Origin of the sequence: Curtobacterium phoenicis (assembly GCF_047238015.1) — a bacterium.
In the GTDB taxonomy this organism is placed as follows: Bacteria; Actinomycetota; Actinomycetes; order Actinomycetales; family Microbacteriaceae; genus Curtobacterium.
This window is the reverse complement of sequence record NZ_JBDFLZ010000002.1, coordinates 1,524,578-1,550,494: the sequence shown is the minus strand read 5'-3', so window position 1 is coordinate 1,550,494 and position 25,917 is coordinate 1,524,578. Positions and strand designations below refer to the sequence as shown.

General features: G+C 71.3%; 26 protein-coding genes. 6 read left to right on the top strand and 20 right to left on the bottom strand.

Going from position 1 to position 25,917, the window contains the following annotated elements; all coding sequences use genetic code 11:
- Window positions 1-71: 71 nt before the first annotated feature.
- Window positions 72-446, bottom strand: coding sequence for a LysM peptidoglycan-binding domain-containing protein (locus ABC270_RS07600; RefSeq protein WP_412880218.1), 375 nt, complete (start codon window positions 444-446; stop codon window positions 72-74).
- 236 nt (window positions 447-682) lie between these two features.
- Here ABC270_RS07600 and lexA point away from each other — a divergent pair, with 236 nt between their 5' ends.
- On the top strand, window positions 683-1,327 hold the full coding sequence (gene lexA, locus ABC270_RS07595) for a transcriptional repressor LexA (RefSeq protein ID WP_058725107.1): 645 nt from the start codon (window positions 683-685) through the stop codon (window positions 1,325-1,327).
- Between the two features lie 198 nt (window positions 1,328-1,525).
- On the opposite strand, the gene hflX is transcribed toward lexA, so the two are convergent.
- Window positions 1,526-3,064, bottom strand: a complete 1,539-nt coding sequence (gene hflX / locus ABC270_RS07590; RefSeq protein ID WP_412880217.1) for a GTPase HflX — start codon at window positions 3,062-3,064, stop codon at window positions 1,526-1,528.
- A gap of 61 nt (window positions 3,065-3,125) precedes the next feature.
- On the opposite strand from hflX, the gene ABC270_RS07585 reads away from it, so the two are divergent.
- Entirely contained in the window at window positions 3,126-3,737 is a 612-nt protein-coding gene (locus tag ABC270_RS07585) for a class I SAM-dependent methyltransferase (protein ID WP_412880216.1), read from the top strand.
- Window positions 3,738-4,159: 422 nt separating this feature from the next.
- Here ABC270_RS07585 and dapF read toward each other — a convergent pair whose 3' ends face one another.
- The 14 genes from dapF to ABC270_RS07515 form a co-directional block, all read right to left on the bottom strand.
- The gene (gene dapF, locus ABC270_RS07580) at window positions 4,160-5,050 is read right to left on the bottom strand and encodes a diaminopimelate epimerase (protein WP_412880215.1); all 891 of its coding nucleotides are present in this window, start codon (window positions 5,048-5,050) and stop codon (window positions 4,160-4,162) included.
- Window positions 5,047-6,033: a tRNA (adenosine(37)-N6)-dimethylallyltransferase MiaA gene (gene miaA / locus ABC270_RS07575; RefSeq protein ID WP_412880214.1), complete on the bottom strand. Its 987-nt coding sequence runs from the start codon at window positions 6,031-6,033 to the stop codon at window positions 5,047-5,049. Before miaA ends, dapF begins: the two co-directional genes overlap by 4 nt.
- Window positions 6,020-7,513, bottom strand: coding sequence for a tRNA (N6-isopentenyl adenosine(37)-C2)-methylthiotransferase MiaB (gene miaB, locus ABC270_RS07570; RefSeq protein WP_412880213.1), 1,494 nt, complete (start codon window positions 7,511-7,513; stop codon window positions 6,020-6,022). The genes miaA and miaB overlap by 14 nt, the downstream gene beginning before the upstream one ends.
- 81 nt (window positions 7,514-7,594) lie before the next feature.
- Entirely contained in the window at window positions 7,595-8,521 is a 927-nt protein-coding gene (locus ABC270_RS07565; RefSeq protein WP_412880212.1) for a regulatory protein RecX, read from the bottom strand.
- Window positions 8,518-9,585 carry a recombinase RecA gene (recA, locus tag ABC270_RS07560; RefSeq protein ID WP_412880211.1) on the bottom strand — a complete coding sequence of 356 codons (1,068 nt, stop codon included), beginning with the start codon at window positions 9,583-9,585 and terminating at the stop codon, window positions 8,518-8,520. The genes ABC270_RS07565 and recA overlap by 4 nt, the downstream gene beginning before the upstream one ends.
- 257 nt (window positions 9,586-9,842) lie before the next feature.
- Window positions 9,843-10,067: a DUF3046 domain-containing protein gene (locus tag ABC270_RS07555; protein WP_412880210.1), complete on the bottom strand. Its 225-nt coding sequence runs from the start codon at window positions 10,065-10,067 to the stop codon at window positions 9,843-9,845.
- Between the two features lie 180 nt (window positions 10,068-10,247).
- Window positions 10,248-10,556, bottom strand: coding sequence for a helix-turn-helix domain-containing protein (locus ABC270_RS07550; protein ID WP_058725115.1), 309 nt, complete (start codon window positions 10,554-10,556; stop codon window positions 10,248-10,250).
- A 153-nt stretch (window positions 10,557-10,709) separates the two neighbouring features.
- The gene (locus ABC270_RS07545; protein ID WP_412880209.1) at window positions 10,710-11,246 is read right to left on the bottom strand and encodes a CinA family protein; all 537 of its coding nucleotides are present in this window, start codon (window positions 11,244-11,246) and stop codon (window positions 10,710-10,712) included.
- Complete coding sequence (pgsA, locus tag ABC270_RS07540) at window positions 11,243-11,881, bottom strand: CDP-diacylglycerol--glycerol-3-phosphate 3-phosphatidyltransferase (RefSeq protein WP_412880208.1); 639 nt, start codon at window positions 11,879-11,881, stop codon at window positions 11,243-11,245. Before pgsA ends, ABC270_RS07545 begins: the two co-directional genes overlap by 4 nt.
- Before the next feature lie 5 nt (window positions 11,882-11,886).
- On the bottom strand, window positions 11,887-14,814 hold the full coding sequence (locus ABC270_RS07535) for an FtsK/SpoIIIE family DNA translocase (protein WP_412880207.1): 2,928 nt from the start codon (window positions 14,812-14,814) through the stop codon (window positions 11,887-11,889).
- A 125-nt stretch (window positions 14,815-14,939) separates the two neighbouring features.
- On the bottom strand, window positions 14,940-16,616 hold the full coding sequence (locus ABC270_RS07530) for a ribonuclease J (protein WP_412880206.1): 1,677 nt from the start codon (window positions 16,614-16,616) through the stop codon (window positions 14,940-14,942).
- A gap of 48 nt (window positions 16,617-16,664) precedes the next feature.
- Window positions 16,665-17,642, bottom strand: a complete 978-nt coding sequence (gene dapA, locus ABC270_RS07525) for a 4-hydroxy-tetrahydrodipicolinate synthase (protein ID WP_022903605.1) — start codon at window positions 17,640-17,642, stop codon at window positions 16,665-16,667.
- A gap of 316 nt (window positions 17,643-17,958) precedes the next feature.
- Complete coding sequence (locus tag ABC270_RS07520) at window positions 17,959-18,468, bottom strand: dihydrofolate reductase (protein WP_412880205.1); 510 nt, start codon at window positions 18,466-18,468, stop codon at window positions 17,959-17,961.
- A gap of 53 nt (window positions 18,469-18,521) precedes the next feature.
- On the bottom strand, window positions 18,522-19,379 hold the full coding sequence (locus tag ABC270_RS07515) for a thymidylate synthase (RefSeq protein ID WP_412880204.1): 858 nt from the start codon (window positions 19,377-19,379) through the stop codon (window positions 18,522-18,524).
- A gap of 28 nt (window positions 19,380-19,407) precedes the next feature.
- Between ABC270_RS07515 and ABC270_RS07510 the strand changes: the two genes are divergently transcribed.
- Window positions 19,408-20,328: a TIGR01777 family oxidoreductase gene (locus ABC270_RS07510; protein WP_412880203.1), complete on the top strand. Its 921-nt coding sequence runs from the start codon at window positions 19,408-19,410 to the stop codon at window positions 20,326-20,328.
- A gap of 59 nt (window positions 20,329-20,387) precedes the next feature.
- Here the strand turns inward: ABC270_RS07510 and ABC270_RS07505 are convergent, their stop codons facing one another.
- Together ABC270_RS07505 and ABC270_RS07500 are read right to left on the bottom strand one after the other, a co-directional pair.
- A complete protein-coding gene (locus ABC270_RS07505; RefSeq protein ID WP_412882054.1) occupies window positions 20,388-20,798 on the bottom strand; it encodes a tetratricopeptide repeat protein in 411 nt (136 codons plus the stop codon).
- Between the two features lie 52 nt (window positions 20,799-20,850).
- On the bottom strand, window positions 20,851-21,597 hold the full coding sequence (locus ABC270_RS07500) for a 4-hydroxy-tetrahydrodipicolinate reductase (protein ID WP_412880202.1): 747 nt from the start codon (window positions 21,595-21,597) through the stop codon (window positions 20,851-20,853).
- A gap of 23 nt (window positions 21,598-21,620) precedes the next feature.
- Between ABC270_RS07500 and ABC270_RS07495 the strand changes: the two genes are divergently transcribed.
- Entirely contained in the window at window positions 21,621-22,130 is a 510-nt protein-coding gene (locus tag ABC270_RS07495; protein ID WP_412880201.1) for a GNAT family N-acetyltransferase, read from the top strand.
- 60 nt (window positions 22,131-22,190) lie between these two features.
- Here ABC270_RS07495 and ABC270_RS07490 read toward each other — a convergent pair whose 3' ends face one another.
- Both ABC270_RS07490 and ABC270_RS07485 read right to left on the bottom strand, forming a co-directional pair.
- Window positions 22,191-22,793 (bottom strand): histidine phosphatase family protein, encoded by a 603-nt coding sequence (locus tag ABC270_RS07490; RefSeq protein WP_412882053.1) that lies wholly within the window; start codon window positions 22,791-22,793, stop codon window positions 22,191-22,193.
- A gap of 8 nt (window positions 22,794-22,801) precedes the next feature.
- Window positions 22,802-24,136 (bottom strand): M16 family metallopeptidase, encoded by a 1,335-nt coding sequence (locus tag ABC270_RS07485; protein WP_412880200.1) that lies wholly within the window; start codon window positions 24,134-24,136, stop codon window positions 22,802-22,804.
- Between the two features lie 245 nt (window positions 24,137-24,381).
- On the opposite strand from ABC270_RS07485, the gene ABC270_RS07480 reads away from it, so the two are divergent.
- A complete protein-coding gene (locus tag ABC270_RS07480; protein WP_412880199.1) occupies window positions 24,382-25,029 on the top strand; it encodes a TetR/AcrR family transcriptional regulator in 648 nt (215 codons plus the stop codon).
- 264 nt (window positions 25,030-25,293) lie between these two features.
- On the top strand, window positions 25,294-25,821 hold the full coding sequence (locus ABC270_RS07475) for a YbhB/YbcL family Raf kinase inhibitor-like protein (protein WP_412880198.1): 528 nt from the start codon (window positions 25,294-25,296) through the stop codon (window positions 25,819-25,821).
- Window positions 25,822-25,917: the final 96 nt, after the last annotated feature.

Sequence of the window (25,917 nt, the reverse complement as noted above, 5' to 3'; positions counted from 1 at the left end):
GGGAGCGGCTCCCCGTCTGCGCTGACCACACACACGAGGCGGTCGAGCGGCACCCAGACCGCGTCGGTCGGTCAGTGGGCGTCGACGTACTTCGCGGGGATCGCGATCGTCTCGCCGGCCTGCAGCCCCGCGCCGTCCAGCGCGTTCAGGCTCACCACGTCCTGCACGAAGTCACGCGGGTCGGCGTTCGGAGCGGTCTCCTCCGCCAGCTGCCACAGCGTCTCGCCGGGCTGGATCGTCACGGTCTCGAAGTGCGCCGACCCGGAACCCGAGGCGTCACCAGCCGAAGCACGCCCCCCGTTGAGGACGGCGAGCGCGACGATCAGCAGGATCGGGAGCGCGGCCAGGGTCGTGAACACGATCCGCCCGCGACGCGTCAGGCGCAGGCGCGTACGCACGGCGGGAGCAGCGTGACGCTGGGTCTCAGCGATGGCGATGGTGCTCATGTCGTTCTTGCCTTCCCGTTCGGTGATCCGAAGTCGTGTACCGAACATAGTTTCGAACCCGTGGATGCACAAGTCCCCAGGGAGGATTTCTGCGGGGTTTTCTCGCGACACGCTCGAACGAATGTTTGTCCGGGCATCGGCGGTCGGATACTGTTTCGACCGACTGGGACAAGTCAAGCGGGGACCACCGACATTCCCGCCGAACCGCGTCCCGCAGCGACGAAGGGTGAGACGACGTGGCGGACGAACTGCGCGGACAGAAGCCGCTGACGCCGAAGCAGCAGGCCATCCTCGACGCCATCCGCGCGTCGATCGCCAGCCGGGGCTACCCGCCGAGCATGCGTGAGATCGGTGACGCGGCCGGCCTCTCCTCGCTCTCGAGCGTCTCGCACCAGCTCGGACAGCTCGAGCTGGGCGGTTGGATCCGCCGCGACCCGAACCGCCCCCGCGCGCTCGAGGTGCTCGTCGACGAACCCAGTGCCGACGCCGACGGTCCCGACGTCGACGCCACCACCCTCGTCCCGCTCGTCGGCCGCATCGCAGCGGGTGTGCCGATCACGGCCGAGCAGCACGTCGACGAGATCATCCCGCTCCCCCGCCAGCTGGTCGGCACGGGCGACCTCTTCATGCTCAAGGTCGTCGGGGAGTCGATGATCGACGCGGCCATCTGCGACGGCGACTGGGTGGTCGTCCGGTCACAGCAGACCGCGGAGAACGGTGACGTCGTCGCGGCGATGCTCGACGAGGAAGCCACGGTCAAGGTCTTCCGGCAGCGGGACGGTCACACGTGGCTGCTCCCCCGGAACTCCGCGTTCGAACCGATCCTCGGCGACGCCGCCACCGTGCTCGGCAAGGTCGTCGCGGTCCTCCGCTCGATCTGACGCACCGCGTCGACGCCACCGCGCGCTGCCCGCGAGCCGGGGCGGCTGCGAAACCACGAAACCGACATGGAACCAGTCCCTGAGGCTGGTTCCATGTCGGTTTCGTGGTTCGGAGCAGTGGTGAGGGATCCGCCGGACGCGAGCTGCGCCTCCAGGCCGGACCGCGTCAGCGCGTCAGCGCTTCAGCGCGTCAGCGCGTCAGGACGCGACGGGCGTGACCACGAAGGGGTCGAGCTCCGCGACCTGCCGCTGGAACACCCGCACCTGCAACCGCGTGCCGTCCTCCACGTAGTCGACCGACTCGACCGCACCCGCATCGTGCAACGAGGACACGAGGTCCCCGCGGTCGTAGGGGATCACCACGGTGAGCGACACGTCGGGCTCGGGCAGGCGGTCCTCGATCGCGGCGAGCAGCTCCGGGATGCCCTCGCCCGTCCGGGCGGACACGAAGACGGCGTCCGGCACGAGCCCGCGGAGCACGAGCCGCTGCGACTCGTCGATCAGGTCCGCCTTGTTGAACGCGACGATCTCGGGGATCTCGCGCGCGCCGACGTCGCCGATGACCTCGCGGACCGTGGCCAGCTGCGCAGCGGGGTCGGGGTGCGAACCGTCGACCACGTGCACGATGACGTCGGCCTCGCCGACCTCCTCGAGGGTGGAGCGGAACGCCTCGACCAGCTGGTGCGGGAGGTTCCGCACGAAACCGACGGTGTCGACGAAGGTGAACTCGCGTCCCTTGGCGGAGTTGGTGCGCCGGACGGTCGCGTCGAGGGTGGCGAACAGCTGGTTCTGGACGAGAACGCCGGCGCTCGTCAGCCGGTTGAGCAGCGACGACTTCCCGGCGTTGGTGTAGCCGGCGATCGCGACGCTCGGGACGTCGTTGCGGTGTCGGTCGGCACGCTTGGCCTCACGCGCGGGGCGGAACCCGGCGATCTGCCGACGGAGCTTCGACATCCGGGTGTGGATGCGACGGCGGTCGAGCTCGATCTTCGTCTCACCGGGGCCGCGGGAACCCATGCCCGCACCGCCGGACACCTGTCCACCGGCCTGACGGGACATCGACTCACCCCAACCGCGGAGCCTTGGGAGGAGGTACTGCAGCTGCGCGAGTTCGACCTGCGCCTTGCCCTCGCGGGTCTTGGCGTGCTGGCTGAAGATGTCGAGGATCACGGCCGTCCGGTCGATCACCTTCACCTTGACGACGTCCTCGAGCGCACGACGCTGGGAGGGCGCGAGCTCGGTGTCCGCGATCACGGTGTCGGCGCCGGTGGCCTTGACGATCATCGCCAGTTCCTCGGCCTTGCCCTTGCCGAGGTAGGTCGCGGGGTCCGGCGTCGGTCGGCGCTGCAGGAGCCCGTCGAGCACGACCGCGCCGGCGGTCTCGGCGAGGGCGGCGAGCTCGCGGAGGGAGTTCTCGGCGTCCTGCGCGTCGCCCTGGGGGTACACGCCGATGAGGACGACCTGCTCGAGCCGGAGCTGCCGGTACTCGACCTCGGTGACGTCCTGGAGTTCGGTGGAGAGGCCCGTGACACGGCGGAGGGCCGCACGGTCCTCGCGGTCGTACTGGTCGCCGTCGCCCGTCCAGCCGTGGTCGTCCACGGAGCGGGTCTGGATCGCCTGGGCAGGGGCGAAGATCGATGAGGTGGCGCGCTGGTCGGCGTTGCGCAGCACGCGCTCGACGACACCGTCGGCGCTGTCGTCGTGGGACTGGTGGTTCTGCTGAGGGGTATCCGTCATCCTGTCCACAGGGTACCGCCGCCACGCCCGGGACACACGGGTGAGACGCTACGGTTCATCCATGGCGAACGACCACTACTTCTCCGCCAACCCTTCGTCGGAGGTCCGCGAGCGCCAGGTGCACGTCACGCTCGCTGGTCGAGCCCTCACCCTCACGACCGCCGCGGGGGTGTTCAGCCCCGACGGGGTCGACCGCGGCACGAAGGTGCTGCTCGGTTCCGTGCCGCCACCGTCCGCCGACGGCGCACTCCTCGACATCGGGTGCGGATGGGGGCCGATCGCGATCACGATGGCGCTCGAGTCGCCCGAGGCGCAGGTCTGGGGGGTCGACGTCAACGAACGGGTCCTCGGTCTCGCCCGCGCGAACGCGACGACCGCCGGGGCGACGAACGTCACGGTGGCGCTCCCGGACGAGGTCCCCGCCGACCTCCGGTTCCGCACCATCTGGTCGAACCCGCCGATCCGTGTCGGCAAGGACGAACTCCACGGCATCCTGCTGACGTGGCTCCCCCGCCTCGAGGTCGGCGGTGAGGCCTGGCTGGTCGTCTCGAAGGACCTCGGCGGCGACTCGCTCCAGCGCTGGATGCGCGACGCGCTCGGGTCCGACTACACGGTGTCGCGGGCGTCGACCGACAAGGGGTTCCGGGTCATCCGCGTGCACCGCGGCGCGTAGCGCGCCGTCCGCGCGTCGCGGCGGGCGCGCCGCGCGATCCGGACCGGAGGCGCGTCGGGCGTCGCCGACGTCGGCCGCGGGATCCGGACTGGAGGCACACCGGGCGTCACCGACGTCGGTCCCGGACCACGGGCCTCCAGGCTGCGGCGGGGCCGGCCGTCGACCACGGCCGCGCACACGTCACGGTCGTCGCGTGGCGTCGCGTCGAGTGGCGTCGCGTCGCGTCGCGTGGCGTCGCGTCGCGTGGCGTCGCGTCGCGTGGCGTCGCGTGGCGTCGCGTCGCGTGGCGTCGCGTCGCGTGGCGTCGCGTGGCGCTCAGTCGGCCACCCGACGAACCACGGAACCGACATCGAACCGCCCCCTCCGCCTGGTTCGACGTCGGAACCCTGGTTCATCAGTGCGCTGTGTCCCGCGCCCGCCCGTCAAACCGTCAGGTCGCCCGAGAACACCAGCTCGGCAGGGCCGGACAGCGCGACGTGCTCGCCGTCCTCCGCCGCGAACATGCGCACGGTCACGACTCCCCCGGGCACCCGCACCCGCCAGGTGTCCGGCGCGCCGGAGCCGACCCAGTGCCGCGTGGCGAGGGCAGCCGCGACCGCCCCGGTCCCGCACGACAGCGTCTCGCCGCTCCCACGCTCGTGCACCCGCATCGTGATCTCGCCCACGCCGTCGTTGATGAGCGGTTCCCCCGGCAGGACGAACTCGACGTTCGCACCGGACGCCGGCGCGGGATCGAGCACCGGCACGTAGGTGAGGTCGAGGTCGGCGAGCTCGTCCTCGGTCGCGACGGCGACCACGACGTGCGGGTTCCCCACGTCGATGCCGAGGCCCGGCCGGGCCCCGTCGAGGTTCTTCGCCCGCACGAGCACGTCACCGGCGCCGCCGCCCTCGATCCCGAGCGCCCAGCGTCCGAGGTCGGCCTGGAACCCGTTCGTCGTCCGCTGGACGTCCACCAGCCCCTTGCGGCTGCCGACCGTCAGGGTCTCACCGGGCGCGAGGTCGACCAGCCCGGACTCGGTCAGGTACCGCGCGAACACCCGGATGCCGTTGCCGCACATCTCCGCGACCGAGCCGTCGGCGTTGTGGTAGTCCATGAACCAGACCGCTTCGGGTTCGACCGCGACGAGCGCGCGTCCCTCCGGCAGGGCCTCGGAGCGCACGGCACGGATCACGCCGTCCCCGCCGACACCGAAGCGACGGTCCGCGATCGCGCGGATGCGCTCGGGGGTGAGGTCGACGACGGCGTCGGGGTCGGCGAACAGGACGAAGTCGTTGCCGGTCCCCTGGCCCTTCGTGAAGTGCAGCTCGGTCACGCCACGATCCTACGGGCCAGCGCCGACAGGTCGGTCCGGTCGGCCCCGGTGACGTCGAGGTCCTCCGCGTCGGCGTACCGCTTGAACCAGGCGACCTGCCGACGGGCGTACTTGCGCGTCGCGAGGCTCGTCGCCTCGACCGCCTCCGCGACGCTCGCATCGCCGCGGAGCACGTCGAGCGCCTGCGAGTAGCCGATCGCACGGGAGGCGGTCCGGCCCCGTTCGAGCCCCGCGCCGCGCAGGCGCTCGACCTCGTCGACCAGCCCGGCGTCGAACATGCGCTGGGCCCGCGCCTGCAACGCGTCGACCAGGTGGGCGCGGTCACGACGCAGGTGCAGGATCCGTGCGGGGCGCCAGACGCGTGGCGCGGCCGGGAGGCTCGGGGTGACGATCTCGGACCGGCTCGCGATCTCGAGTGCGCGGATCAGGCGCCGCGGGTTGCGGGCGTCGATGGTCGCCGCCGCGTGCGGGTCGAGACCCCGGAGGCGTTCGAGCAGGATGCCCGGTCCGAGCTCCTCGTGCTCCCGTTCGAGCCGCGCGCGGAGTTCGGGGTCGGTGCCCGGGAAGTCGAGGTCGAACAGCACCGCGGACACGTACAGGCCGCTCCCACCGGTCAGGACGGCGACGCCACCGTCGCGCTGGATGCGTTCGACGTCACGACGGGCATCCCGCTGGTACGCGGCGACGCTCGCCTCGTCCGTGACGTCGAGCACGTCCAACTGCCGGTGCGGGACACCGTGGCGTTCCTCGGGCGTGAGCTTGGCCGTGCCGATGTCCATGCCCCGGTAGAGCTGCATGGCGTCCGCGTTGACGACCTCGGCCGGACGGCCGGTGGCGCGGACACGGTCGGCGATCGCCACGGCGAGGTCGGACTTGCCGGTGCCCGTCGCCCCCACGACCGCGATCAGGTCGTCCGCGGCGCTCGGGCCCGCGGTGGGGTCCGAGCCCGCCGTCGGAGGGTACTCGGCGTCAGCGGCCGACACGGAGTGACGGCAGTCCGAGCGACACCGGGCGGGGGCCGTCGCCGGGCGTGGACGGCGACGGGACACCGCAGCTCTCGGCCTGCGCGCGGTCCCATGCGTCACCGGCCCGCGTCCGTCGGATGCGCAGCGGCCCGTCGTTGTCGGCGATCAGGAAGTGCGGCGCGGCGCGCGTGACCTCGACCGTGACGACGTCGCCGGGGCGCGGCACGTCCGAGCCGATCGGCACGGAGAAGTGCACGAGGCGGGAGTCCTCCGCGCGACCGGACAGCCGGTGCGTCTCGTCGTCCTTCTTGCCCTCGCCGGTGGCGACGAGGACCTCGACGCTCCGGCCGACCTGCGCGGCGTTCTCCTCGGCGGTGATGCGTTCCTGCAGCGCGATGAGGCGCTCGTACCGCTCCTGCACGACCTCCTTGGGGAGCTGATCGGCCATCGTCGCGGCCGGTGTCCCGGGGCGGATCGAGTACTGGAACGTGAACGCGGAGGCGAAGCGCGAGGCCTCCACGACGCGGAGGGTGTCCTCGAAGTCGTCGTCGGTCTCGCCCGGGAACCCGACGATGATGTCCGTCGAGATCGCCGCGTGTGGGATCTTCGCGCGGACGCGGTCGAGGATGCCGAGGAACCGCTCACTCCGGTAGCTCCGCCGCATCGCCTTGAGGATGCGGTCGGACCCGGACTGCAGCGGCATGTGGAGCTGCGGCATGACGTTCGGCGTCTCGGCCATCGCGTCGATGACGTCGTCGGTGAAGGCGGCCGGGTGCGGGCTCGTGAACCGGATGCGCTCGAGGCCCTCGATCGCGCCGGCGGCCCGGAGGAGCTTCCCGAACGCCTGCCGGTCACCGAACTCGACTCCGTAGGAGTTCACGTTCTGCCCGAGCAGCGTGACCTCGATCGCGCCGTCGTCGACGAGGGCCTGGATCTCGGCGAGGACGTCGCCCGGGCGGCGGTCCTTCTCCTTGCCACGGAGGGACGGGACGATGCAGAACGTGCAGGTGTTGTTGCACCCGACGGAGATCGACACCCAGCCGCTGTACGTCGAGTCGCGCTTCGTCGGCAGCGTCGAGGGGAAGACGTCGAGGGACTCGAGGATCTCGATCTGCGCCTCGTCGTTGTGTCGGGCCCGCTCGAGGAGCGTCGGCAGCGACCCCATGTTGTGCGTCCCGAAGACGACGTCCACCCACGGCGCCTTCTCGAGGATGACGTTCTTGTCCTTCTGCGCCAGGCACCCGCCGACCGCGATCTGCATGCCCGGGTGCTCTCGCTTCACGCCCGCGAGGTGGCCGAGGTTCCCGTACAGCCGGTTGTCGGCGTTCTCGCGGACGGCGCAGGTGTTGATGACGACCACGTCCGCTTGCTCGCCGTCCGCGGCGACGTACCCGGCGGCACGGAGCGATCCGCTCAGCCGCTCCGAGTCGTGCACGTTCATCTGGCACCCGTAGGTGCGGACTTCGTAGGTGCGGGGGCGCGCTTCGACGGTGGCCATGATCCTCCCAGTGTAGGTCGCTCCCCGCCCGCGCCGGGGTCGGGACAGCGGGCCATCCGCCGAGCGACGCCGGCGGTGGTGCTACTCGAACCGGACCGTGCCGCCGCCGGTGGTCGGACGCCGGGCGGATCCGTCGAGTGCCCGCTCGACCGCGATCCGCACGACGCCCGATCCGTAGCCCTTCCGCATGAGGAAGCCGGACAGTCGGCGCTCGGCGGTCGCACGGTCGAGTCCGCGCAGCTGCCCTGCACGCTTCGCCGCGAGGTCGAGCGCCCGCACGAACTCGTCGTCCTGGTCGTCCGCCGCAGCGTCGAGGGCGGCATCGATCGCCACCTGCTCGATGCCGCGTCGGCGGAGTTCGGCCACGACTCCCTGACGACCGAGGCCCTTGCGCTCGTGGAGCCGGTCGACGAGCTCGGTCGCGAGCGCCACGTCGTCGAGGAGCCCGACGCGCGTGAGCCGCCCGATCTCACCCTCGACGACATCCGGGTCGAGGTCGTGCTGGGTCAGGGTCTTCCGCATCTCGGACGTGCTCAGCCCACGACGACCGAGGGCTCGCATGCTGAACCGCTCGGCGTCCGCACGCTGCTCGTCGAGCGGCCGTGGGACGTCTTCGGGATCGAGCTCGTCGCCACCCAGGATCGCGAACACCGAGGCGGTCGGGGCATCGGCCTCGGCATCGTGTTCGTACCCACCACGCTCCGCCCGGGTGCTCCGTCCACTGGTGTCACCGACGACCGGGGACACCCACTCCGCCTGCGCCTGTGCGCCGCGAAGCGCTGTCGGCAGCGGGACCGGGGCGTCGGCATCGGCAGCGGCATCGGCAGTCGGCAGCCGGACCGCGGCGCCGGCAGTCGCTGACTGATCACGCGCATCCGCGTCCGTCTCGAGCGCTGGGTCGGGTGCCTGACCCCGCGTGGCACCCCGACGCGACCTCGCACCGAACAGGTCGGTGACCGGCGCGAGGTCGTCGTCGCCCCGAGGCGCGCGGCCGTCCGGGGAGGTCACGCGCCCTTGCGCTCGGCGAGCTTCGGCGCGATCGAGTCGACCGGTGCCTCAGCCGCAGCGTCCTTCGCCCCACCGACACCGAGCTTCGCGAGGATCTTCCCCTCGATCTCGGCGGCGATCTCCGGGTTCTGGATGAGGAACGAACGCGAGTTCTCCTTGCCCTGCCCGAGCTGGTCGCCGTCGTAGGTGTACCAGGCGCCGGACTTCTTCACGATGCCGTGGTCGACGCCGAAGTCGAGCAGCGAGCCCTCGCGCGAGATGCCCACGCCGTAGAGGATGTCGAACTCGGCCTGCTTGAAGGGCGGCGCCATCTTGTTCTTGACGACCTTGACCCGCGTACGGTTGCCGACGGCGTCGGTGCCGCTCTTGAGCGTCTCGATGCGCCGGATGTCCAGGCGGACCGACGCGTAGAACTTGAGCGCCTTGCCGCCGGCGGTGGTCTCCGGGCTGCCGAAGAACACACCGATCTTCTCGCGCAGCTGGTTGATGAAGATCATCGTCGTCTGGGTCTGGTTGAGCCCACCGGCGAGCTTGCGGAGCGCCTGCGACATGAGGCGGGCCTGCAGACCGACGTGCGAGTCACCCATCTCGCCCTCGATCTCGGCGCGGGGCACGAGCGCAGCCACGGAGTCGACGACGATGAGGTCGATCGACCCGGACCGAACGAGCATGTCCGCGATCTCGAGTGCCTGCTCACCGGTGTCGGGCTGCGAGACGAGGAGGGCGTCGATGTCGACACCGAGCTTCTTGGCGTACTCGGGGTCCAGCGCGTGCTCGGCATCGATGAACGCTGCGATGCCGCCGTTCCGCTGCGCGTTCGCGATCGCGTGCAGGGTGAGGGTCGTCTTACCGGACGACTCCGGACCGTAGATCTCGATGATGCGGCCGCGCGGAAGCCCTCCGATGCCGAGCGCGACGTCGAGGGCGACCGAACCGGTCGGGATGATGGAGACCGGCGCGCGCTCGTCCGAGCCGAGGCGCATGACCGTGCCCTTGCCGAACTGACGGTCGATCTGGGCGAGAGCGGTCTCGAGGGCCTTCTCGCGGTCCTGGGGTGAGGGCATGGTGCGCTTCCTTCGTGCTCGATGTCTGCTGCCTGTAGGCTGTCGCGCCACCCCGGCCGGTGCTGCAAGGCCGGTGCTTCTGCGACAAGGCGTCGGGCCTGTCCCGATGTCGATCAACCTACGGCGGGCCACCGACATCGCTGCCGACGCTCGCGCGCTCCGTGGAAGGAACACCCGGACGAGTCCGATGTGCAGGAAGCTACCACCGGTAGAACACGTGTTCGAGCGACACGCCGAACAGAGTTTCGGGTGGTCCGTCACTCCTTCGGCTCGGCCAGGCCCTTGCCGTGCCGGCGGTCGAGCGGCACGTCCTGCGAGTCGCAGAGCGCTTCCCAGACCGTGCGGGCATCCACGCCCGCTCGCAGCGCCTCGGCGGCCGAGCGCCCTCCGATCGCCTCGAGCACGACGTCTCGGGTGACGACTGCGCCGTAGGCCTCGCCGAACACCTGGTCGACGGCTCGCCAGAACTCACTCACACGCACTCGACCACCATAACGACGTGTTGTCGGGGTTCCACGACTCGCCGACCGTTGCACGCCGAGGTTCCACGTGCAGGGCCGTGACGGCGCGAGATGCCGGAATTTCGGAACCCCGACCGGGGGCGCCCGGACGCAGGACACCCCCGCCGGCGGACCGGCGGGGGTGTTCGTGGGCAGTGCGGGTCAGCGCACCGCGAGGTCGTTGTCGAACTCGGCGACGAGCTCGTCGGGCAGCGTGTCGGGGACCGGCGTGAGCCCCTCGACGACGGCGAGACGGTCGCCCACTTCACGCATGATCGTGGAGATGGGCGTGTCGAGCGCGTCGGCGACCGAAGCGAGGATCTCGGAGCTGGCTTCCTTCTGCCCGCGCTCCACCTCGCTGAGGTACCCGAGAGCGACACTGGCCTTGGACGCGACCTGACGGAGGGTCCGGCCCTTCTGCAAGCGGAAGTCCCGAAGGACGTCGCCGATTTCCTGACGAACGAGAACCATGAGATCTCCTCCTTCCTGTCGTCTCCGGCCCGCTCGATCGGGTTGATCGGGATCGGGTCCGGCAACAGTAGCGTTGCCGGTTGCAGCATGCTAGCCACTGGGGCTGCGGTCCTGCTGGAGATTGCGTCAGATGTAACCCAGTGGAAACGGGGCCTATTCCCCCGCGGTGGGGAGAGCGCCGTCCGTCACGGAGGACATCCGTGCCAGGAGTTCGGAGACGGTCGCGTGCCGGATTGCCTCGCGATCGCCGTCGAGGTGGAGTTCCCAGGCGGTCGCCCCGTGCGCGGAGGCGATCCCGACGAACACGGTGCCGACGGGCTTGCCGTCCTGCGGGTCCGGCCCGGCGACACCGGTGGTGCTGATCCCCCACGTCGCGGGTTCACCGTCGACCGACAGCGCCGACCGGACACCGGAGGCCATCTGCCGAGCGACCTCGGGATCGACGGCGCCCCGGTCGGCGAGGAGTCCCGCGTCGACCCCGAGGACCGAGTGCTTCACGGGCGTCGCGTACGCCACGACGCCGCCCCGCACGACCGCGCTCGCACCCGGGACGCCGACGAGGGCAGCGACGACGAGCCCGCCGGTCAGCGACTCCGCGACCGCGACGGATTCACCGCTGGCCGTGAGCGCGGCGACCACCGCACGCGCGGCGACCGCGGCGTCGGGCGCGTCGGTGGGCTCCGACGTCACGCCGCGGTCCGGTTGTGCTTCCACGCCTGCCACAGGTAGTCGATCCCGCTGAGGACCGTCGCGAGGAACGCCGCGGTCATGAGGATGCCGTTCACCCAGTGCGCCCAGTCGCCGACGACCTGCCACCACGGGAAGAGGGCCAGTGTGATCGCGACGGCCTGCAGGACGGTCTTGATCTTCCCGCCGCGGCTCGCCGGGATCACACGGTCGGACAGCACGGCGAACCGGAACACCGTGATCCCGATCTCGCGCACCATGATGAGGACCGTCACGTACCAGGGCAGCTCACCGAGGATCGAGAGGGCGACGAGCGCCCCGCCGATGAGCACCTTGTCGGCGATCGGGTCGACGAGCTTGCCGAAGTCGGTGACGAGGTTCTGCCGCCGGGCGATGATGCCGTCGGCGCTGTCGGTGACGATCGCGACGACGAAGAGCACCGCCGCCCAGATCCGCACCGAGGTGTCCTGTCCGGCGTCCGCGAGCAGCAGGACGAAGAACAGCGGCGCCATCAGGATGCGCACCACCGTGATGATGTTCGCGACGTTGGCCGTCGACGCGGGGCCGTCCCCCTTGCGGATCAGCCGCCCGCGCCACGGGAACTGCGCCGCACTGTGCGTGCCCTCGGTGCTGGTCATCGCACTCACTCCCTGCCGGTCAGTCCCCACGCGTCCTCGTCCGGTCCGTCGTCTTCCTCAGGGTACCCGCGCGTCATGTCCGCCACCGGGTCGTCCCCGTAGCGGTCCCCGTCGCCGGCGTCCGGAGCGGACGCGACCGGTGCCGCGGCCACCGGAGCGGTGGGCGCAGCGGCGGCCGCGGGCGGTTCCTCGCCACGGAGCTTCGCCAGGACGCCCGGCAGCTGGTCCGGCGTCACGAGGACGTCACGGGCCTTGGAGCCCTCCGACGGGCCGACGATGTCGCGCGACTCCATGAGGTCCATGAGGCGCCCGGCCTTGGCGAACCCGACGCGGAGCTTGCGCTGCAGCATCGACGTCGAGCCGAACTGCGTCGACACGACCTGCTCGACCGCCGCGAGGAGCAGCTCGAGGTCATCGCCGATGTCCGCGTCGATCTCCTTGCGTTCGACGACGGCCTGGACGTCCTGGCGGTACTCGGGACGGGCCTGCCGGGTGACGTGCTGGACGACCTCGGCGACCTCGCTCTCCTGCACCCAGGCACCCTGCACGCGGAGGGCCTTCGACGAGCCCATCGGCAGGAAGAGCGCGTCGCCCTGACCGATCAGCTTGTCGGCGCCGGGCTGGTCGAGGATGACGCGGGAGTCGGTGACGCTCGTGACGGCGAACGCCACGCGGGACGGCACGTTCGCCTTGATCAGGCCGGTGATGACGTCGACCGAGGGGCGCTGCGTCGCGAGCACCAGGTGGATGCCGGCGGCGCGGGCGAGCTGGGTGATGCGCACGATCGACTCCTCGACGTCCCTCGGGGCGACGAGCATGAGGTCGGCGAGCTCGTCGACCACCACGAGCAGGTACGGGTACTTCTTGAGCTTCCGCTCGCTGCCCGCCGGCAGGATGATCTCGTTGTTCTCGATCGCCTTGTTGAAGTCGTCGACGTGGCGGAACCCGAACGACGCGAGGTCGTCGTACCGCATGTCCATCTCCTTCACGACCCACTGCAGTGCTTCCGCAGCCTTCTTCGGGTTCGTGATGATCGGTGTGATGAGGTGCGGGACACCGGCGTAGATCGACAGTTCGACGCGCTTCGGGTCGACGAGCACCATGCGGACCTCGGACGGCTTCGCGCGCATCAGGAGCGAGGTGATCATCGAGTTGATGAACACCGACTTGCCGGAACCGGTGGAGCCGGCGACGAGCAGGTGCGGCATCTTCGCGAGGTTCGCGACGACGAAGCCACCCTCGACGTCCTTGCCGACACCGATGGTCATCGGGTGCTTCGACTTGCGCGCCGCGTTCGACCGGAGGACGTCGCCGAGCGACACCGTCTCGCGATCGGTGTTCGGGATCTCGACGCCGATCGCGCTCTTGCCCGGGATCGGCGAGAGGATGCGGACCTCGTTCGAGGCCACCGCGTACGACAGGTTCTTCGACAGCGCCGTGACCCGTTCGACCTTCACGCCGGGCCCGAGCTCGATCTCGTAGCGCGTGACCGTCGGCCCACGGGAGAACCCGGTGACCTTCGCGTCGACCTTGAACTCGGTGAGGACGCCGGTGATCGCCGCGACGATGTCGTCGTTCGCCTGGCTGCGCGCGACCGAGGGGGTCCCCGCGCTCAGGGTGGTCGCCGCCGGCAGCCGGTACGGCTTGTCCGGGTCCTCGTCGTCGGCGGTCGCCGTCAGGCCGTCCGCCGCGTCGTCCGCGGGGTCCTCGGCCGGGAGGCTCGGGGAGACCACCGGGGACACCCCGACATCCGGACGGGTCGCCTCGCCCACCGTCGGCTCGGCCACGGGAGTGGGTGCGGGTGCGGCAGGGACCTCGGCGCCGAAGTCGCGGAGCGCCTGCTCGGCCTGCTCGAGGTCCTGTTCGACCGAGTCGTTGAGGTTCACGGACCCGGGCTCGGACGGTGTGTGGTCGACGAGCCCGGCGGCTGCGCCCGCGTTCGGCGAGACCGACGGCGGCGCGGTGGGGGCCGCCTGGGTCGCCGCCGCGGGCAGCACGGGGCTGTCGAAGGCCGGGTCTTCCTCACGCCCGGACTTGTTGCGCCGCCACCACGGGACGGTCTCCACGGCCTCGTCAGCCGGGGCGCCGTCCTCGCCGAAGCCGAGGTCGTCGAACAGCTGGAACTCCTGCGAGTCCTTCTTCGCCCTGCCACGCGGCTTCCGCGGGGTCGGCTCGGGGACGGCGTCGACTGCCTCGTCGACGGGGGCCGGAGCGCCGAAGAGGTAGGCGTAGAGCTCGTGCAGTCGTCGCCCGGTCTTGTTCGGCGGCGTCTTCGTGATGATGAACAGCGACAGGACGAGGAGCACCACGGCCACGGGCACGGCGACCCACGCGGTCGCGATCGTGACGAGCCACCCGATGACCACCCAGCCGAGCACCCCACCGGCGGCGGCGAGGGCGGGCATGCCGTCGGACGCGCTCGGGGTCCCGCCGAAGACGTGGCACAACGACGAGATCGAGACGAGCAGGATGCCGAGACCGATCCCGATGCGGGTGTTGTCGTGGACCGAGGCCGGGTGCCGGAACAGCCACCCGGCGAACACGACCATGATGACCGGCAGCGCGAAGGCGAGCCGCCCGAACAGGCCGCCGAACGTGTAGGCGTCGAGGTTGACCGACACCGCGCTCGTCGGGTTGAGCCACTCGACGACCGCGCCGGCGATCGCGAGCAGGACGAGCAGGAACGGGAAGCCGTCGCGACGTTGGTCCTTCTCGAGGGACTCCTTGCCGAGGACGCGGAAGAGCGCGCCGACGCCGTGCGCCATCGCGAGCCACGCGGTGACGAGCGGGTTCTGCTCACGGAACACCGGCGGTTGCGTGGCCGGCGGGAGCTTCTTCGTCGTGGCCTGGGTGCGCGACGTCCCGCGCGTCGTGCTCGTGCGCGACGACGAGGACGCGCGTGAGCGCGTGGTCGACTTGGTGCCTCCGGCCATGGGCAAGACCCTAATCCTGCCCGCGGACAAACGAGCGGAGGCCCGCCGCAGCGTCCGTGACGGACGTGCGGCGGGCCTCCAGGCCGACGGCGCAGGCGCAGGGCGCGCGAGCGCGACCGTGACTGCTACGCCTCGATGACCACCGGCACGATCATCGGGCGACGGCGGTGCTTCGAGTTGACCCAGCGGCCGACCGTACGACGGACCACCTGGCTGAACGCGTGCTGGTCGCGCGTGCCGTTCGCGGCGGCCTCGGCAAGCGCCTTCGCGATCTGCGGGCGGACGTCGTCGAAGACGGAGTCGTCCTCGGCGAAGCCGCGCGACTGGATCTCCGGGCCGACCACGCACTGTCCGGTGGTGAAGTCGACGGCGCAGAAGATGGAGATGAACCCTTCTTCTGCGAGGACCCGACGGTCCTTGAGGTCGGCTTCGGTGATCTCACCCACGGTCGAACCGTCGACGTACACGTACCCGACGTCGAGCTGGCCGGCGACGCGGACCTCGCCGTCCTTGAGGTCGACGACGATGCCGTCCTGCCCGAGGATCACGTTCCGCGGCGGGACGCCGGTCTGGATCGCGAGGTCGGCGCTCGCGTACAGGTGGCGGTGCTCGCCGTGCACGGGGAGCACGTTCTTCGGCCGCAGGATGTTGTAGCAGTAGAGCAGCTCGCCGGCGCTCGCGTGTCCGGAGACGTGCACCCGCGCGTTGCCCTTGTGCACGACCTTCGCGCCGAGCTTCGTCAACCCGTCGATCACCCGGTAGACGGCGTTCTCGTTCCCGGGGATGAGCGACGAGGCGAGGATGACGGTGTCGCCCTCGCCGATCTCGATCTGGTGCTCGAGGTTCGCCATGCGCGCGAGGACGGCCATCGGCTCGCCCTGCGACCCCGTCGACATGTAGACGATCTGGTCGTCCGGGACGTTCTTCGCCTTCTTGGTGTCGATGAGCACGTCGTCCGGCACGCGGAGGTAGCCGAGCTCGGCGGCGATCGTCATGTTCCGGATCATCGAGCGCCCCATGAACGCGACCTTGCGGTTCGCGGCGGCCGCGGCGTCGAGGACCTGCTGGACACGGTGCACGTGCGACGAGAAGCTCGCGACGACGACCTTCTTGCGGGCGCGCGTGATGATGTTCTCGAGAACCGGGCCGATGTCGCGCTCGGGGGCGGTGAAGCCCGGGACGTCGGCGTTCGTCGAGTCCGGCAGGAACAGGTCGACGCCCTGCTCGCCGAGGCGGGCGAAGGCACGGAGGTCCGTGATGCGGTCGTCGAGCGGGAGCTGGTCCATCTTGAAGTCGCCGGTGTGCAGCACGCGGCCCGCGGGGGTCGTGATCGCCACGGCGAGGGCGTCCGGGATGGAGTGGTTGACCGCGACGAACTCGAGGTGGAACGGGCCGAGCTGCTCGGTCTGGTCCTCCTGCACGACGAGCGTGTAGGGCTTGATCCGGTGTTCCTTGAGCTTCGCCTCGACGAGCGCGAGGGTCAGCGTGGAGCCGATCAGCGGGATGTCGCCCTTGAGCTTCAGCAGGTACGGGACGGCGCCGATGTGGTCCTCGTGCCCGTGCGTGAGCACGACGCCGAGCACGTCGTCGAGACGGTCCCGGATGGGCGCGAAGTCCGGCAGGATGAGGTCGACACCGGGCTGGTGCTCCTCCGGGAACAGCACGCCCGCGTCGACCACGAGGAGCTTGCCCTCGTACTCGTACACGGTCATGTTGCGACCGATCTCGCCGAGCCCACCGATGGGGACGACGCGGAGGGTGCCGGCTTCGAGCGGCTGCGGTTCGGAGATCTGGGTGGGCATTCGGTCCTGACTGTCGTGCGACGCGCTACCGCTGCGCCGCGGTCTTTCCTAACGTGTGGTGCCTGGCACCTTCGGCAGTGCGCCGCCGGCCGCTGCGTTGCGGTCGGGGCGGAAGTTCGAGAAGTCGGCACCGGGGATGTCCCGGACCGCTTCGAGCGAGGTCTCGATGGCGTAGGCCTCGGTGTCCTCGGGGCCGACGAGCGGGAGCCGGACACGCGGGCTCCCGATGCGGCCGAGCCCGTGCAGCACGTACTTCGCCGCGACGGTCCCGGGGACGTGGGTCATGATCGCACGGACCAGGGGTTCGACGCGCTTGTGTTCGGCGGTCGCGGTCGCGAGGTCGCCGCGGTTCACGGCGTCGACGATGGTGCGGTACGGCGTGCTCGTGATGTTCGCGGTGACACCGATGAGCCCCGTGGCGCCGATGGACAGGTGTGGGAGCACGTTGGTGTCGTCGCCGGAGAAGTACATGAGGTCGGTGTTGTTGAGCACCCGGGACACCTCGGCGAAGTCGCCCTTGGCGTCCTTCACGGCGAGGATGTTCGGATGGTGCGACGCCCGCACGATGGTCTCGTACGTGATCGGGATGCCCGTGCGACCGGGGATGTCGTAGAGGATCACCGGCAGGTCGGTCGCGTCGGCGATCATCCGGAAGTGGGTGAGCACGCCCGCCTGGGTCGGCTTGTTGTAGTACGGCGTGACGATCATGACGCCGTCCGCGCCGGCCTTCTCGCTCTGCTTGTAGAGGTGGATGGCGTGCGCGGTCTCGTTCGAGCCACCGCCCGTGATGATCTTCGCGCGGCCGGCGGCGACGGACTTGCCGACCTCGACCAGGCGGAGCTTCTCGGGGTCGGTGAGCGTCGACGTCTCGCCGGTGGTGCCCGTGACGACGATGCCGTCGGCTCCGGCCGTGATGCAGTCGTCGATGTGCTGCTCGACGCCGGGCCAGTCGACCTCGCCGTCGGCGGTGAACGGGGTCACGAGGGCGACGAGGACCTGACCGAAGGGATTCTCACGCGTGGACACGGGGACCAGCGTACCGGGGTCGGGCGGCCGGCCCGCAGTCCGCCCGGACGGTGCGACGTCACGTCGGCACGGAGGCGCGGTGCGGCCCCGGCGCGGCTGCTGCCGGCCGCGGGCGGTCGGGTCCGGAGTGGAACGCCCCGCACGGCGCGGTTCGCATCCGCACAACCGAAGACGGAGCGCACCACGCGAATCCGCAGTGCGCACTGCTTTTGGTTGTGCGCTGGTCGCGCTGCGCCCGACGCGGCGCGGCGCGCTGCGCGCTCAACGCGGCGCGCAACGCGCGGCGCGCAACGCGCGGCGCGCAACGCGCGGCGCGTTACGGGCGGCGCGCTCCGCGCGCGCGCTCCGCGCGCCGCCACTCGAGGAAACGGAAGCGCGTGCCGCCGACGCGCGACTCGTGCCACGGGCCCTCGTCGGCCAGCACCCACCCGTCGCCGAGCTCCGGCGCGACCGTGTCTCCCGGGACCTCGACGTCGACGACCGTCTCGAACACCCGGTCGGCGAAGGCGAGCCCCGCGGCGTACACCTGCCCGCCGCCGATGATCCACACGGGCTCGTCGGTGTCGAGCGCCGTCGCGAGGTCGTGCACCACCTCGGCCCCGGCGGCAGCGTCCGTCGACGCCCACGATGCGTCCCGCGTGAGCACGACGTTCCGACGCCCCGGCAGCGGCCGGAAGCGCGACGGCAGGGACTCCCACGTCCGCCGGCCCATCACCACCGTGGCGTCGCCCGTGACCTGCCGGAAGTGGGCGAGGTCCTCCGGGACGTGCCACGGCATGCCGCCGTCGGCCCCGATGACCCCGGACCGCGACCGCGCCCAGACCATGCCGACCCCGTGCACGGGCTCCGTCCACCCGCCGGGTGCAGCAGCGGACGGCATCAGACCGCGACCGCGGCCGCGATGGTCGGGTGGTGGTGGTAGCCGACGACCTCGATGTCCTCGTACACGTAGTCGTCGATGGAGTCGCGCGGCGCGAGCGTCAGCGTCGGCATCGGGTACGGCGTGCGGGTGAGCTGCTCGCGGACCTGCTCGACGTGGTTGTCGTAGACGTGGCAGTCGCCGCCGGTCCACACGAAGTCGCCGACCTCGAGCCCGGTCTGGGCCGCGATCATGTGCGTGAGGAGCGCGTACGAGGCGATGTTGAACGGCACGCCGAGGAACATGTCCGCGCTCCGCTGGTAGAGCTGGCACGAGAGCTTGCCGCCGACCACGTAGAACTGGAAGAACGCGTGGCACGGGGCGAGCGCCATGTCCGGCACGTCCGCGACGTTCCACGCGGACACGATGAGGCGACGCGAGTCCGGATCGTTGCGGATCTGCTCGATGACCTGGGCGATCTGGTCGACGTGCTCGCCCGACGGGGTCGGCCAGGACCGCCACTGCACGCCGTACACCGGGCCGAGGTCGCCGTCCTCGCCCGCCCACTCGTTCCAGATGCGGACGCCGTGCTCCTGCAACCAGCGGGCGTTGCCGTCGCCCCGCAGGAACCACAGCAGCTCGTACGCGACCGACTTGAAGTGCACCCGCTTGGTCGAGATGAGCGGGAAGCCCTTCGAGAGGTCGTAGCGCAGCTGGGCACCGAAGATGCTGCGCGTGCCGGTGCCGGTGCGGTCTCCCTTGGGCGCGCCCTCCTCGAGCACACGACGCAGCAGGTCCTCGTAGGGAGTCGGGACGGTGGGATCGGGCTGCACGGTCTCGTCGGTCACGACCACGAGCCTACGACGGACCGGGGACATCTCCGGGTTCCTGAGTAGCGTTGTGGGCATGCCCGACACCACTCCCCAGCCCCTCTCGATCGTGGTCGCCGGCGCGTCCGGCTTCATCGGCACACCGCTGGTCCGCGCACTGCGCGACGCCGGGCACCGCGTCTCCACGCTCGTGCGGCGCGAGCCGCACTCCCCCGCCGAGTTCCGCTGGGCGCCCGGGTCGCGGCCGCTCGACCCCGCGGTGCTCGACGGCGCTGACGTCGTGGTGAACCTCGCCGGCGCGAACATCGGCAAGCTGCCGTGGACGGCGTCGTACAAGCAGGAGATCCTGCGGTCGCGGGTGTCCGCCACCGAGACGCTGGTCGAGGCGATGCGGCACGCGACGAACCCGCCGGCGCTCTTCCTGTCCGGCTCCGCGTCCGGCGTCTACGGCGACCGTCCGTCCGACGTGCTCGAAGACGACGCGGCCGCCGGCACGGGCTTCCTCGCAGAGGTCTGCACGGCGTGGGAGGGTGCGGCGAACGCGGCCCCGGACGGCGTCCGCGTCGTGACGCTCCGCACCGGCATCGTCGTCGGGCAGGGCGGTGGCGCGCTGGCCCCGCTCGTCCCGCTCACGAAGGCGGGGCTCGGCGGCAGGCTCGGCACGGGCGGCCAGTTCTGGCCGTGGATCGCCCTCGACGACGAGGTCGGTGCGATCGTCCACCTCGCCACGAACCCCGACGCCGCCGGGGTCTCGGGCCCGGTGAACCTCGCGGGTCCGGAGCCCGCCGTGTCCGACCGCATCACGCACCGCGTCGCGGAGGACCTGCACCGCCCCTACCTCTTCCGGATGCCCGAGTTCGCGCTGCGGCTCGTCCTCCGCGAGGCAGCGGACGAGATGCTCCTGTCGAGCCAGCAGATGGTCCCGACGAAGCTCCTCGAGTCCGGTTACGCCTTCCGGTACACGCGCGCCGAGGACGCGGTGGACGCCGCGTTCTGAACGCGACCGGGTGACGGGCCTGGAGGCACGGGGCGGGCCCGCCCCGTGCCTCCAGGCAGTCAGTGGCGTGCTCTGGTGAGCGCTTCGCGCATCGCTGCGCGCGCCCGCTTGCGGTCGCCGGCGGCGTCGTAGACGACACCGAGGCGGTACCAGCCCCGCCAGTCCGACGGGTCCTGCTCGACCGCCTCCTTGTAGCGCGGGAAGAGTGCGTCCGCGGCCTCGCGGGTCGGTCGGCCGGAGGGTCGGACCTCGACGACGTCGTCCGGAGCACCGCCCTCGGCTTCCAACCGGGCGCCGAGCCGGGTGATGCGGAAGCCGAAGCGGAGCTCGAGGACGAGCAGGAGGGCGCCGATCACCGCGACGACGAAGAGCGCGATGCCGATGCCGATCCCGACCGGCACCCCGGTGGCGATGAACGCGACCGCACGCTGCCCGACGAGCACGATGTAGAGCACGAGCAGCACCGCCATGAGCGCGGCGCCCCAGAACGGTGAGCGCAGAGCGGAACGCACGAGGTCCGCCTCAGCCGATGCCGAGGATGCTGCCGAGCCCCACGGTGAGGCCCCGCACCGCCCCGACCGCGGAGAGCGCGGCACGGATCCCGGCGACGTAGGCGACGTCGTCGTTCGTGTCGTGCCGGATGGTCAGGGTCTCCCCCGGGCCGCTCAGCAGGACGTCCTGCACGGCCTTGATCCCCGGCAGGCGCAGGGAGTGGATCGGGATGCTCGCGACCTGCTGCCCGCGGGCGCGCTGGTCGACGTGGGGTGCGTCGACCGGCCCGACCTCGCGGCGGGCGTCGGCGATGAGTTCCGCGGTCCGGACGGCGGTGCCGGACGGCGAGTCCACCTTGCCGGCGTGGTGGGTCTCGACGATCTCGACGGCGGGGAACCACGGTGCCGCGATCGTCGCGAGGTGGGTGCCGAGCACGGAGCCGATCGAGAAGTTCGGGACGACGAGGACGCCCTGGTCCGGTCGGGCCTCGAGTCCGGCACGGAGCTTGGCGAGTCGGTCCTGCGACCACCCCGAGGTCCCGACGAGCACGTTCGCACCGCCGGCGAGCGCGTTGTCGACGATCGCCGGGCTGAGCGCCGGGACCGTGACGTCGACGACCAGCTCGGCGCCCTGGAACACCGACGGCGGGGCCTCGTGCGCCCCGTCCCTGGAGGAGAGGCGGGCGACGAGCTCGAAGTCCGGCAGTTCCTCGACCACCGAGGCCACGAGGGCCCCGAGCCGACCGGTGGCGCCGACGACGGCGACGGGAGTGACCATGCCCTCCATCCTAGGATCGGGGCATGACCGTCGACGTCAGGACCGTGCCGGCCGACCTGCCCGAGGTGGACGCACTCCTCGACGCGTACCTCGACGAGCGGGAGCGCACGTTCCCGGCCGCGCAGGGGGCGTACGCACGGAAGCGGACGCCGGCAGCCGAGTTCGTGCCGCCGAACGGTGTGTTCGTGGTCGCGTACGACGACGGCGTGCCGGTCGGGTGCGGCGGGTTGCGACGTATCCCCGACGGCGTGCTCGACGGCGGAGCGGGCACCGCGGCCGCCACCGTGGACGTCCGCTTCGAGGTGAAGCACGTGTTCGTCGCGCCGGGCGGCCGCGGGCGCGGGGTCGCCACGGCGGTCATGGACGCCCTGGAGCAGCAGGCCGTGACGTTCGGTGCGACCAGCATCGTGCTCGACACGAACGACTCGCTCGCCGCGGCCGGCGCGATGTACCGCAGCCGCGGCTACGAGCGCACCGAACCGTTCAACGAGAACCCCAACGCGACCGCCTGGTACCGGAAGCCGGTCCGCTGACGCGACCTGTGCCTCCAGGCCGGGGTGGTGCGCGACGGACGCGACCCGCCGGAGCCGCGATCAGACGGGCTGGTCCACCGGCAGGCCGGTCCGGAACTCGACCGGCAGGTGCGCCAGGTCGTTCAGCGTGACGACCTCGGCGGGCTTCGCCGAGCGGATGCGGATGATCGTGAGGGCGGTGTGCGCCACGTTGGTGCCCATCCACCGCCACTCCGGTGCCTGGAAGGCCTCGCGCACGAACCAACCGATCACGGCGTTGTGCGTGATGAGGAGGTCGTGCCGGTCCTCGCGCGCCGGCGTGAACCACTCGGCCACGGCGTCGCCCATCTGGGCCTGGCCGGCGACGATCTCCTCCTCGGTGATGCCGCCGTACCAGCCATGGTAGGCGTGCGGCATGTCCGGGGTGGGTCCGGAGGGGATGCAGTCGAAGAGGAGCGTCGACGGCTCGGGCTGGATCGACGGCAGGCGCTGCGCGATGAACGCCGCGGTCTCGCTCGGGGCCTCGAGCGGCGAGTGGTACACGCCGTCGAACGGGACGCCCCCGAGGCGATCGGCGACGAGGGTCGCCTGACGCTTGCCGCGCTCGGACAGCTTGCCGTCGCGGAGTCCGTGCTCGGCGTCCTGGTGTTCACCGTGCCGGACCAGGTACAGGTAGTGCGACATGTCGATGCTCAACCCCCGGTGCTGATCGCCGTCTCGAGGTCCTCCCGGCGCACGGCGCCGACCACCGAGGTGATCATCGGGCGGGTCAGGAGGTCCGCCGCGAGTTCCTGGACGTCCGTGCGGCTGACGCGGTCGACACGCTCGAGCGCCGTGGCGAGGTCGGTGTACTCCCCCGTGCCGAGCTCGGAGCGCCCGAGGCGGGTCATGCGGGCGTCGGAGTCCTCGAGCGACAGGGTCAGCGCCCCCTCGATCTGGCCCTTCGCCCGCCGGAGCTCGTCGTCGGTGATGCCGTCGGACACCATCCGGGCGAACTCCTGGTCGACGATCTCGACCACACCCGGCACGTTGTCGGGCGCGCAGCCCGCGTAGACGCCGAACGCACCGTTGTCGAGGTAGGCGGGCGCGAAGGACGACACGGCGTAGGCGAGGCCGCGGCGCTCCCGGACCTCCTGGAAGAGCCGGGAGCTCATCCCGCCGCCGAGGACGGCGTTGAGCACGCTGAGCGTCGGGCGCCGTTCGTCACGGAGGTCGAGCCCCTGCGACCCACGCAGCATGCTGACCTGCTCGGTCGGACGGTGCACGACCGAGAGCTTCGGCACGGCCGGGTCGGCGACGGGCTGCGGCGTCCTGCGGGCGAGCGGTGCGGACCGTTCGGCGTGCTGGAACACAGAGGCCACGAGGTCGCGGAAGCGGTCGTGGTCGACGGCCCCGGCGGCGGTGACGACGATGCCGTTCGGCGCGTAGTGCTCGCGGTAGTGGGCGAGCACCTCGTCGCGCTGCACGGCGCGGATGCTGTCCGGGGTGCCGCCGATCGGCCGGCCGAGGGGGTGCCCGTCGAAGGCCGCGGCGAAGAAGGCCTCGCCCGCGACGTCGGCGGGGTCGTCGGCCGCCATCGCGAGTTCCTCGAGGATGACGCCGCGCTCGACGTCGAAGGCCTCGGGGTCGAGGACCGACCCGGTGACCATGTCGCCGATCACCTGCACGGCCATCGGGACGTCGGCGTCCCGGACCCGTGCGTAGTAGCACGTGTACTCCTTGGCCGTCGCGGCGTTGTGCTCGCCGCCCACGGAGTCGAACGCGATCGCGATGTCGAGCGCGCTGCGGGTGTCGGTGCCCTTGAACAGGAGGTGCTCGAGGAAGTGGGTGGAGCCGAACTGGCCTTCGCGCTCGTCACGCGAGCCGACCCCGACCCAGAAGCCGATGCTCGTCGAGGCAGCGCCGGGCACCGCCTCGGTGAGGACGCGGACACCGGAGGGCAGGACGGATCGGCGGACGAAGGCGCCTCCGGACGTCAGGAACGACGTGTCCGGGGCCTCCAGTGGCAACGGCACAGGGTGACTCATCGGAGACGAGCCTACTGACCGCCGACAGGCTTCCCCCCCAGTTTCGCCGCGGTTCACGACGTGCCTCGAACTGGGGTACACAAATTGAGGACAGACCGACTCGTCTGTCTGTCCTCCTTGTGCTATCGTTCTGTTACCGGATCGAAAGCCCCCCTAGATTCCGATCCGGTGGCTCGGGACATCAGTCCTGCGTGACCGTCTCCCCCCGATCGGTCACGGAGCCGATGAGCCCAAGGAGCCACGCTGTGACGGTCGATTCCCCCCAACCGGCCGTCCAGCGTCTCCTGGGTCCGAGCGATGACCTCGCGTCGCCGGGCGGGTCGAGCGTCCCCCCGGCTCCCCGCACCGGCGGCGCGAAGGTCCGCATCCTCGAGACCGCCACGCGGCTCTTCTACGAGGAGGGCATCCGGAACGTCGGCGTCGACCGCCTGATCTCCGAGGCCAGCGTCACGAAGGCGACGTTCTACAAGCACTACGGGTCGAAGGACAACCTGATCCTCGCCTACATCCGCGCCCAGCACGACGCGGTGGTGTCGAAGTTCGAGGCCATCGTCGACGGGGCCGCCTCGCCCGCCGACGCGATCCGCACCTGGGTCGCCGCCGTCTCCGCGCAGGTGGACCACGTCGACTTCCGCGGCTGCGCGTTCCTCAACGCCGCCGCCGAGTACCACGACCCTCGCGACCCCGTGCGTGAGGTCGTCGCCATGCACCGCGACTGGTACACGGACCGGCTCGCCTCGCTCCTGCAGGCCGCCGGGCACCCGCTCGCCGGTGACGGCGCGGACGAGTTGATGCTCGCGCGCGACGGCGCCATGGCCGGTGCGTACGCGGGTGACGCGATCGCCGCCACGGCTGCACTCGGGCGCGTGGTCGAGCGGGTGCTCGCCGCCTGACGCGCTGACGGCGCCGACCTGGCGCTGGCTCCGCCGTTGTCGCTGGCGGCGCTGTCGTGGCTCGCTCCGCCGTCGTCGCTGGCACTTCCGCGAAAGCGACAGTTCGCCGCACTGCCCCGCAGCACGATGTCGCTTCCGCAGCACGGACCGGCAGCTGCTGTCGCCTCGGCAGCACCGACCCCGGCCTGGAGGCACGGTGCGGGTCCGGCACGTCACGCACGTCCGGCTCGGCGCACCCCGAGCACACGGGTGTTTGCTGGCGGCATGACGAACGACCCGAACTGGAAGCTGCCCGAGGTCCCCTCCTTCGAGCTCACGAGCCCCGACTTCACCGAGGGCGGCGCGCTGCCCGACTGGGCCCGTGGCTCGGACGCCGGTGGCGAGGACCGCTCCCCCGCACTCGAGTGGTCCGGTGAGCCGGAGGGCACCCGGAGCTACGTCCTGACCGTGTACGACCCCGACGCCCCCACGGGCTCGGGGTTCTGGCACTGGGCGGTGACCGACATCCCCGCCGGCACGCACTCGCTCGAGCGCGGCGCCGGGACCGACGACGCGCTGCTGCCCGCGGAGGCCCTGCGGCGCCGCAACGAGTACGGCACCGACACCTTCCTCGGGGCGGCCCCGCCCGCAGGGCACGGCGCCCACCGGTACTTCTTCACGCTCAGCGCGCTGGACGTGCCCGTCCTCGAGGCGCCCGCGGACGCCACCCCGGCCGTCGTCGGGTTCCTGCTCCGCGAGCACCTGCTCGGCCGCGCCCAGCTCGTCGGCACGCAGGAGACCCCCGCCGCTTAGTCGGGCCACCGGCCAGCAACCGGGAGTCGGCCCGAGTCTCCGCTCCGCGGACACTTCCGTGGCTTCCGCGCCGCGGAACCGTCCGCACGGCCGAGA

What these genes read in the sequence shown, in the direction of transcription:
- ABC270_RS07600 (WP_412880218.1), bottom strand. Translation starts at nt 446, where the DNA reads ATGAGCACCATCGCCATCGCTGAGACCCAGCGTCACGCTGCTCCCGCC.
- hflX (WP_412880217.1), bottom strand. Translation starts at nt 3,064, where the DNA reads ATGACGGATACCCCTCAGCAGAACCACCAGTCCCACGACGACAGCGCC.
- ABC270_RS07585 (WP_412880216.1), top strand. Translation starts at nt 3,126, where the DNA reads ATGGCGAACGACCACTACTTCTCCGCCAACCCTTCGTCGGAGGTCCGC.
- miaB (WP_412880213.1), bottom strand. Translation starts at nt 7,513, where the DNA reads ATGGCCACCGTCGAAGCGCGCCCCCGCACCTACGAAGTCCGCACCTAC.
- recA (WP_412880211.1), bottom strand. Translation starts at nt 9,585, where the DNA reads ATGCCCTCACCCCAGGACCGCGAGAAGGCCCTCGAGACCGCTCTCGCC.
- ABC270_RS07550 (WP_058725115.1), bottom strand. Translation starts at nt 10,556, where the DNA reads ATGGTTCTCGTTCGTCAGGAAATCGGCGACGTCCTTCGGGACTTCCGC.
- pgsA (WP_412880208.1), bottom strand. Translation starts at nt 11,881, where the DNA reads ATGACCAGCACCGAGGGCACGCACAGTGCGGCGCAGTTCCCGTGGCGC.
- ABC270_RS07535 (WP_412880207.1), bottom strand. Translation starts at nt 14,814, where the DNA reads ATGGCCGGAGGCACCAAGTCGACCACGCGCTCACGCGCGTCCTCGTCG.
- ABC270_RS07530 (WP_412880206.1), bottom strand. Translation starts at nt 16,616, where the DNA reads ATGCCCACCCAGATCTCCGAACCGCAGCCGCTCGAAGCCGGCACCCTC.
- ABC270_RS07520 (WP_412880205.1), bottom strand. Translation starts at nt 18,468, where the DNA reads ATGGTCTGGGCGCGGTCGCGGTCCGGGGTCATCGGGGCCGACGGCGGC.
- ABC270_RS07515 (WP_412880204.1), bottom strand. Translation starts at nt 19,379, where the DNA reads ATGTCCCCGGTCCGTCGTAGGCTCGTGGTCGTGACCGACGAGACCGTG.
- ABC270_RS07510 (WP_412880203.1), top strand. Translation starts at nt 19,408, where the DNA reads ATGCCCGACACCACTCCCCAGCCCCTCTCGATCGTGGTCGCCGGCGCG.
- ABC270_RS07505 (WP_412882054.1), bottom strand. Translation starts at nt 20,798, where the DNA reads ATGGCGGTGCTGCTCGTGCTCTACATCGTGCTCGTCGGGCAGCGTGCG.
- ABC270_RS07500 (WP_412880202.1), bottom strand. Translation starts at nt 21,597, where the DNA reads ATGGTCACTCCCGTCGCCGTCGTCGGCGCCACCGGTCGGCTCGGGGCC.
- ABC270_RS07495 (WP_412880201.1), top strand. Translation starts at nt 21,621, where the DNA reads ATGACCGTCGACGTCAGGACCGTGCCGGCCGACCTGCCCGAGGTGGAC.
- ABC270_RS07490 (WP_412882053.1), bottom strand. Translation starts at nt 22,793, where the DNA reads ATGTCGCACTACCTGTACCTGGTCCGGCACGGTGAACACCAGGACGCC.
- ABC270_RS07485 (WP_412880200.1), bottom strand. Translation starts at nt 24,136, where the DNA reads ATGAGTCACCCTGTGCCGTTGCCACTGGAGGCCCCGGACACGTCGTTC.
- ABC270_RS07475 (WP_412880198.1), top strand. Translation starts at nt 25,294, where the DNA reads ATGACGAACGACCCGAACTGGAAGCTGCCCGAGGTCCCCTCCTTCGAG.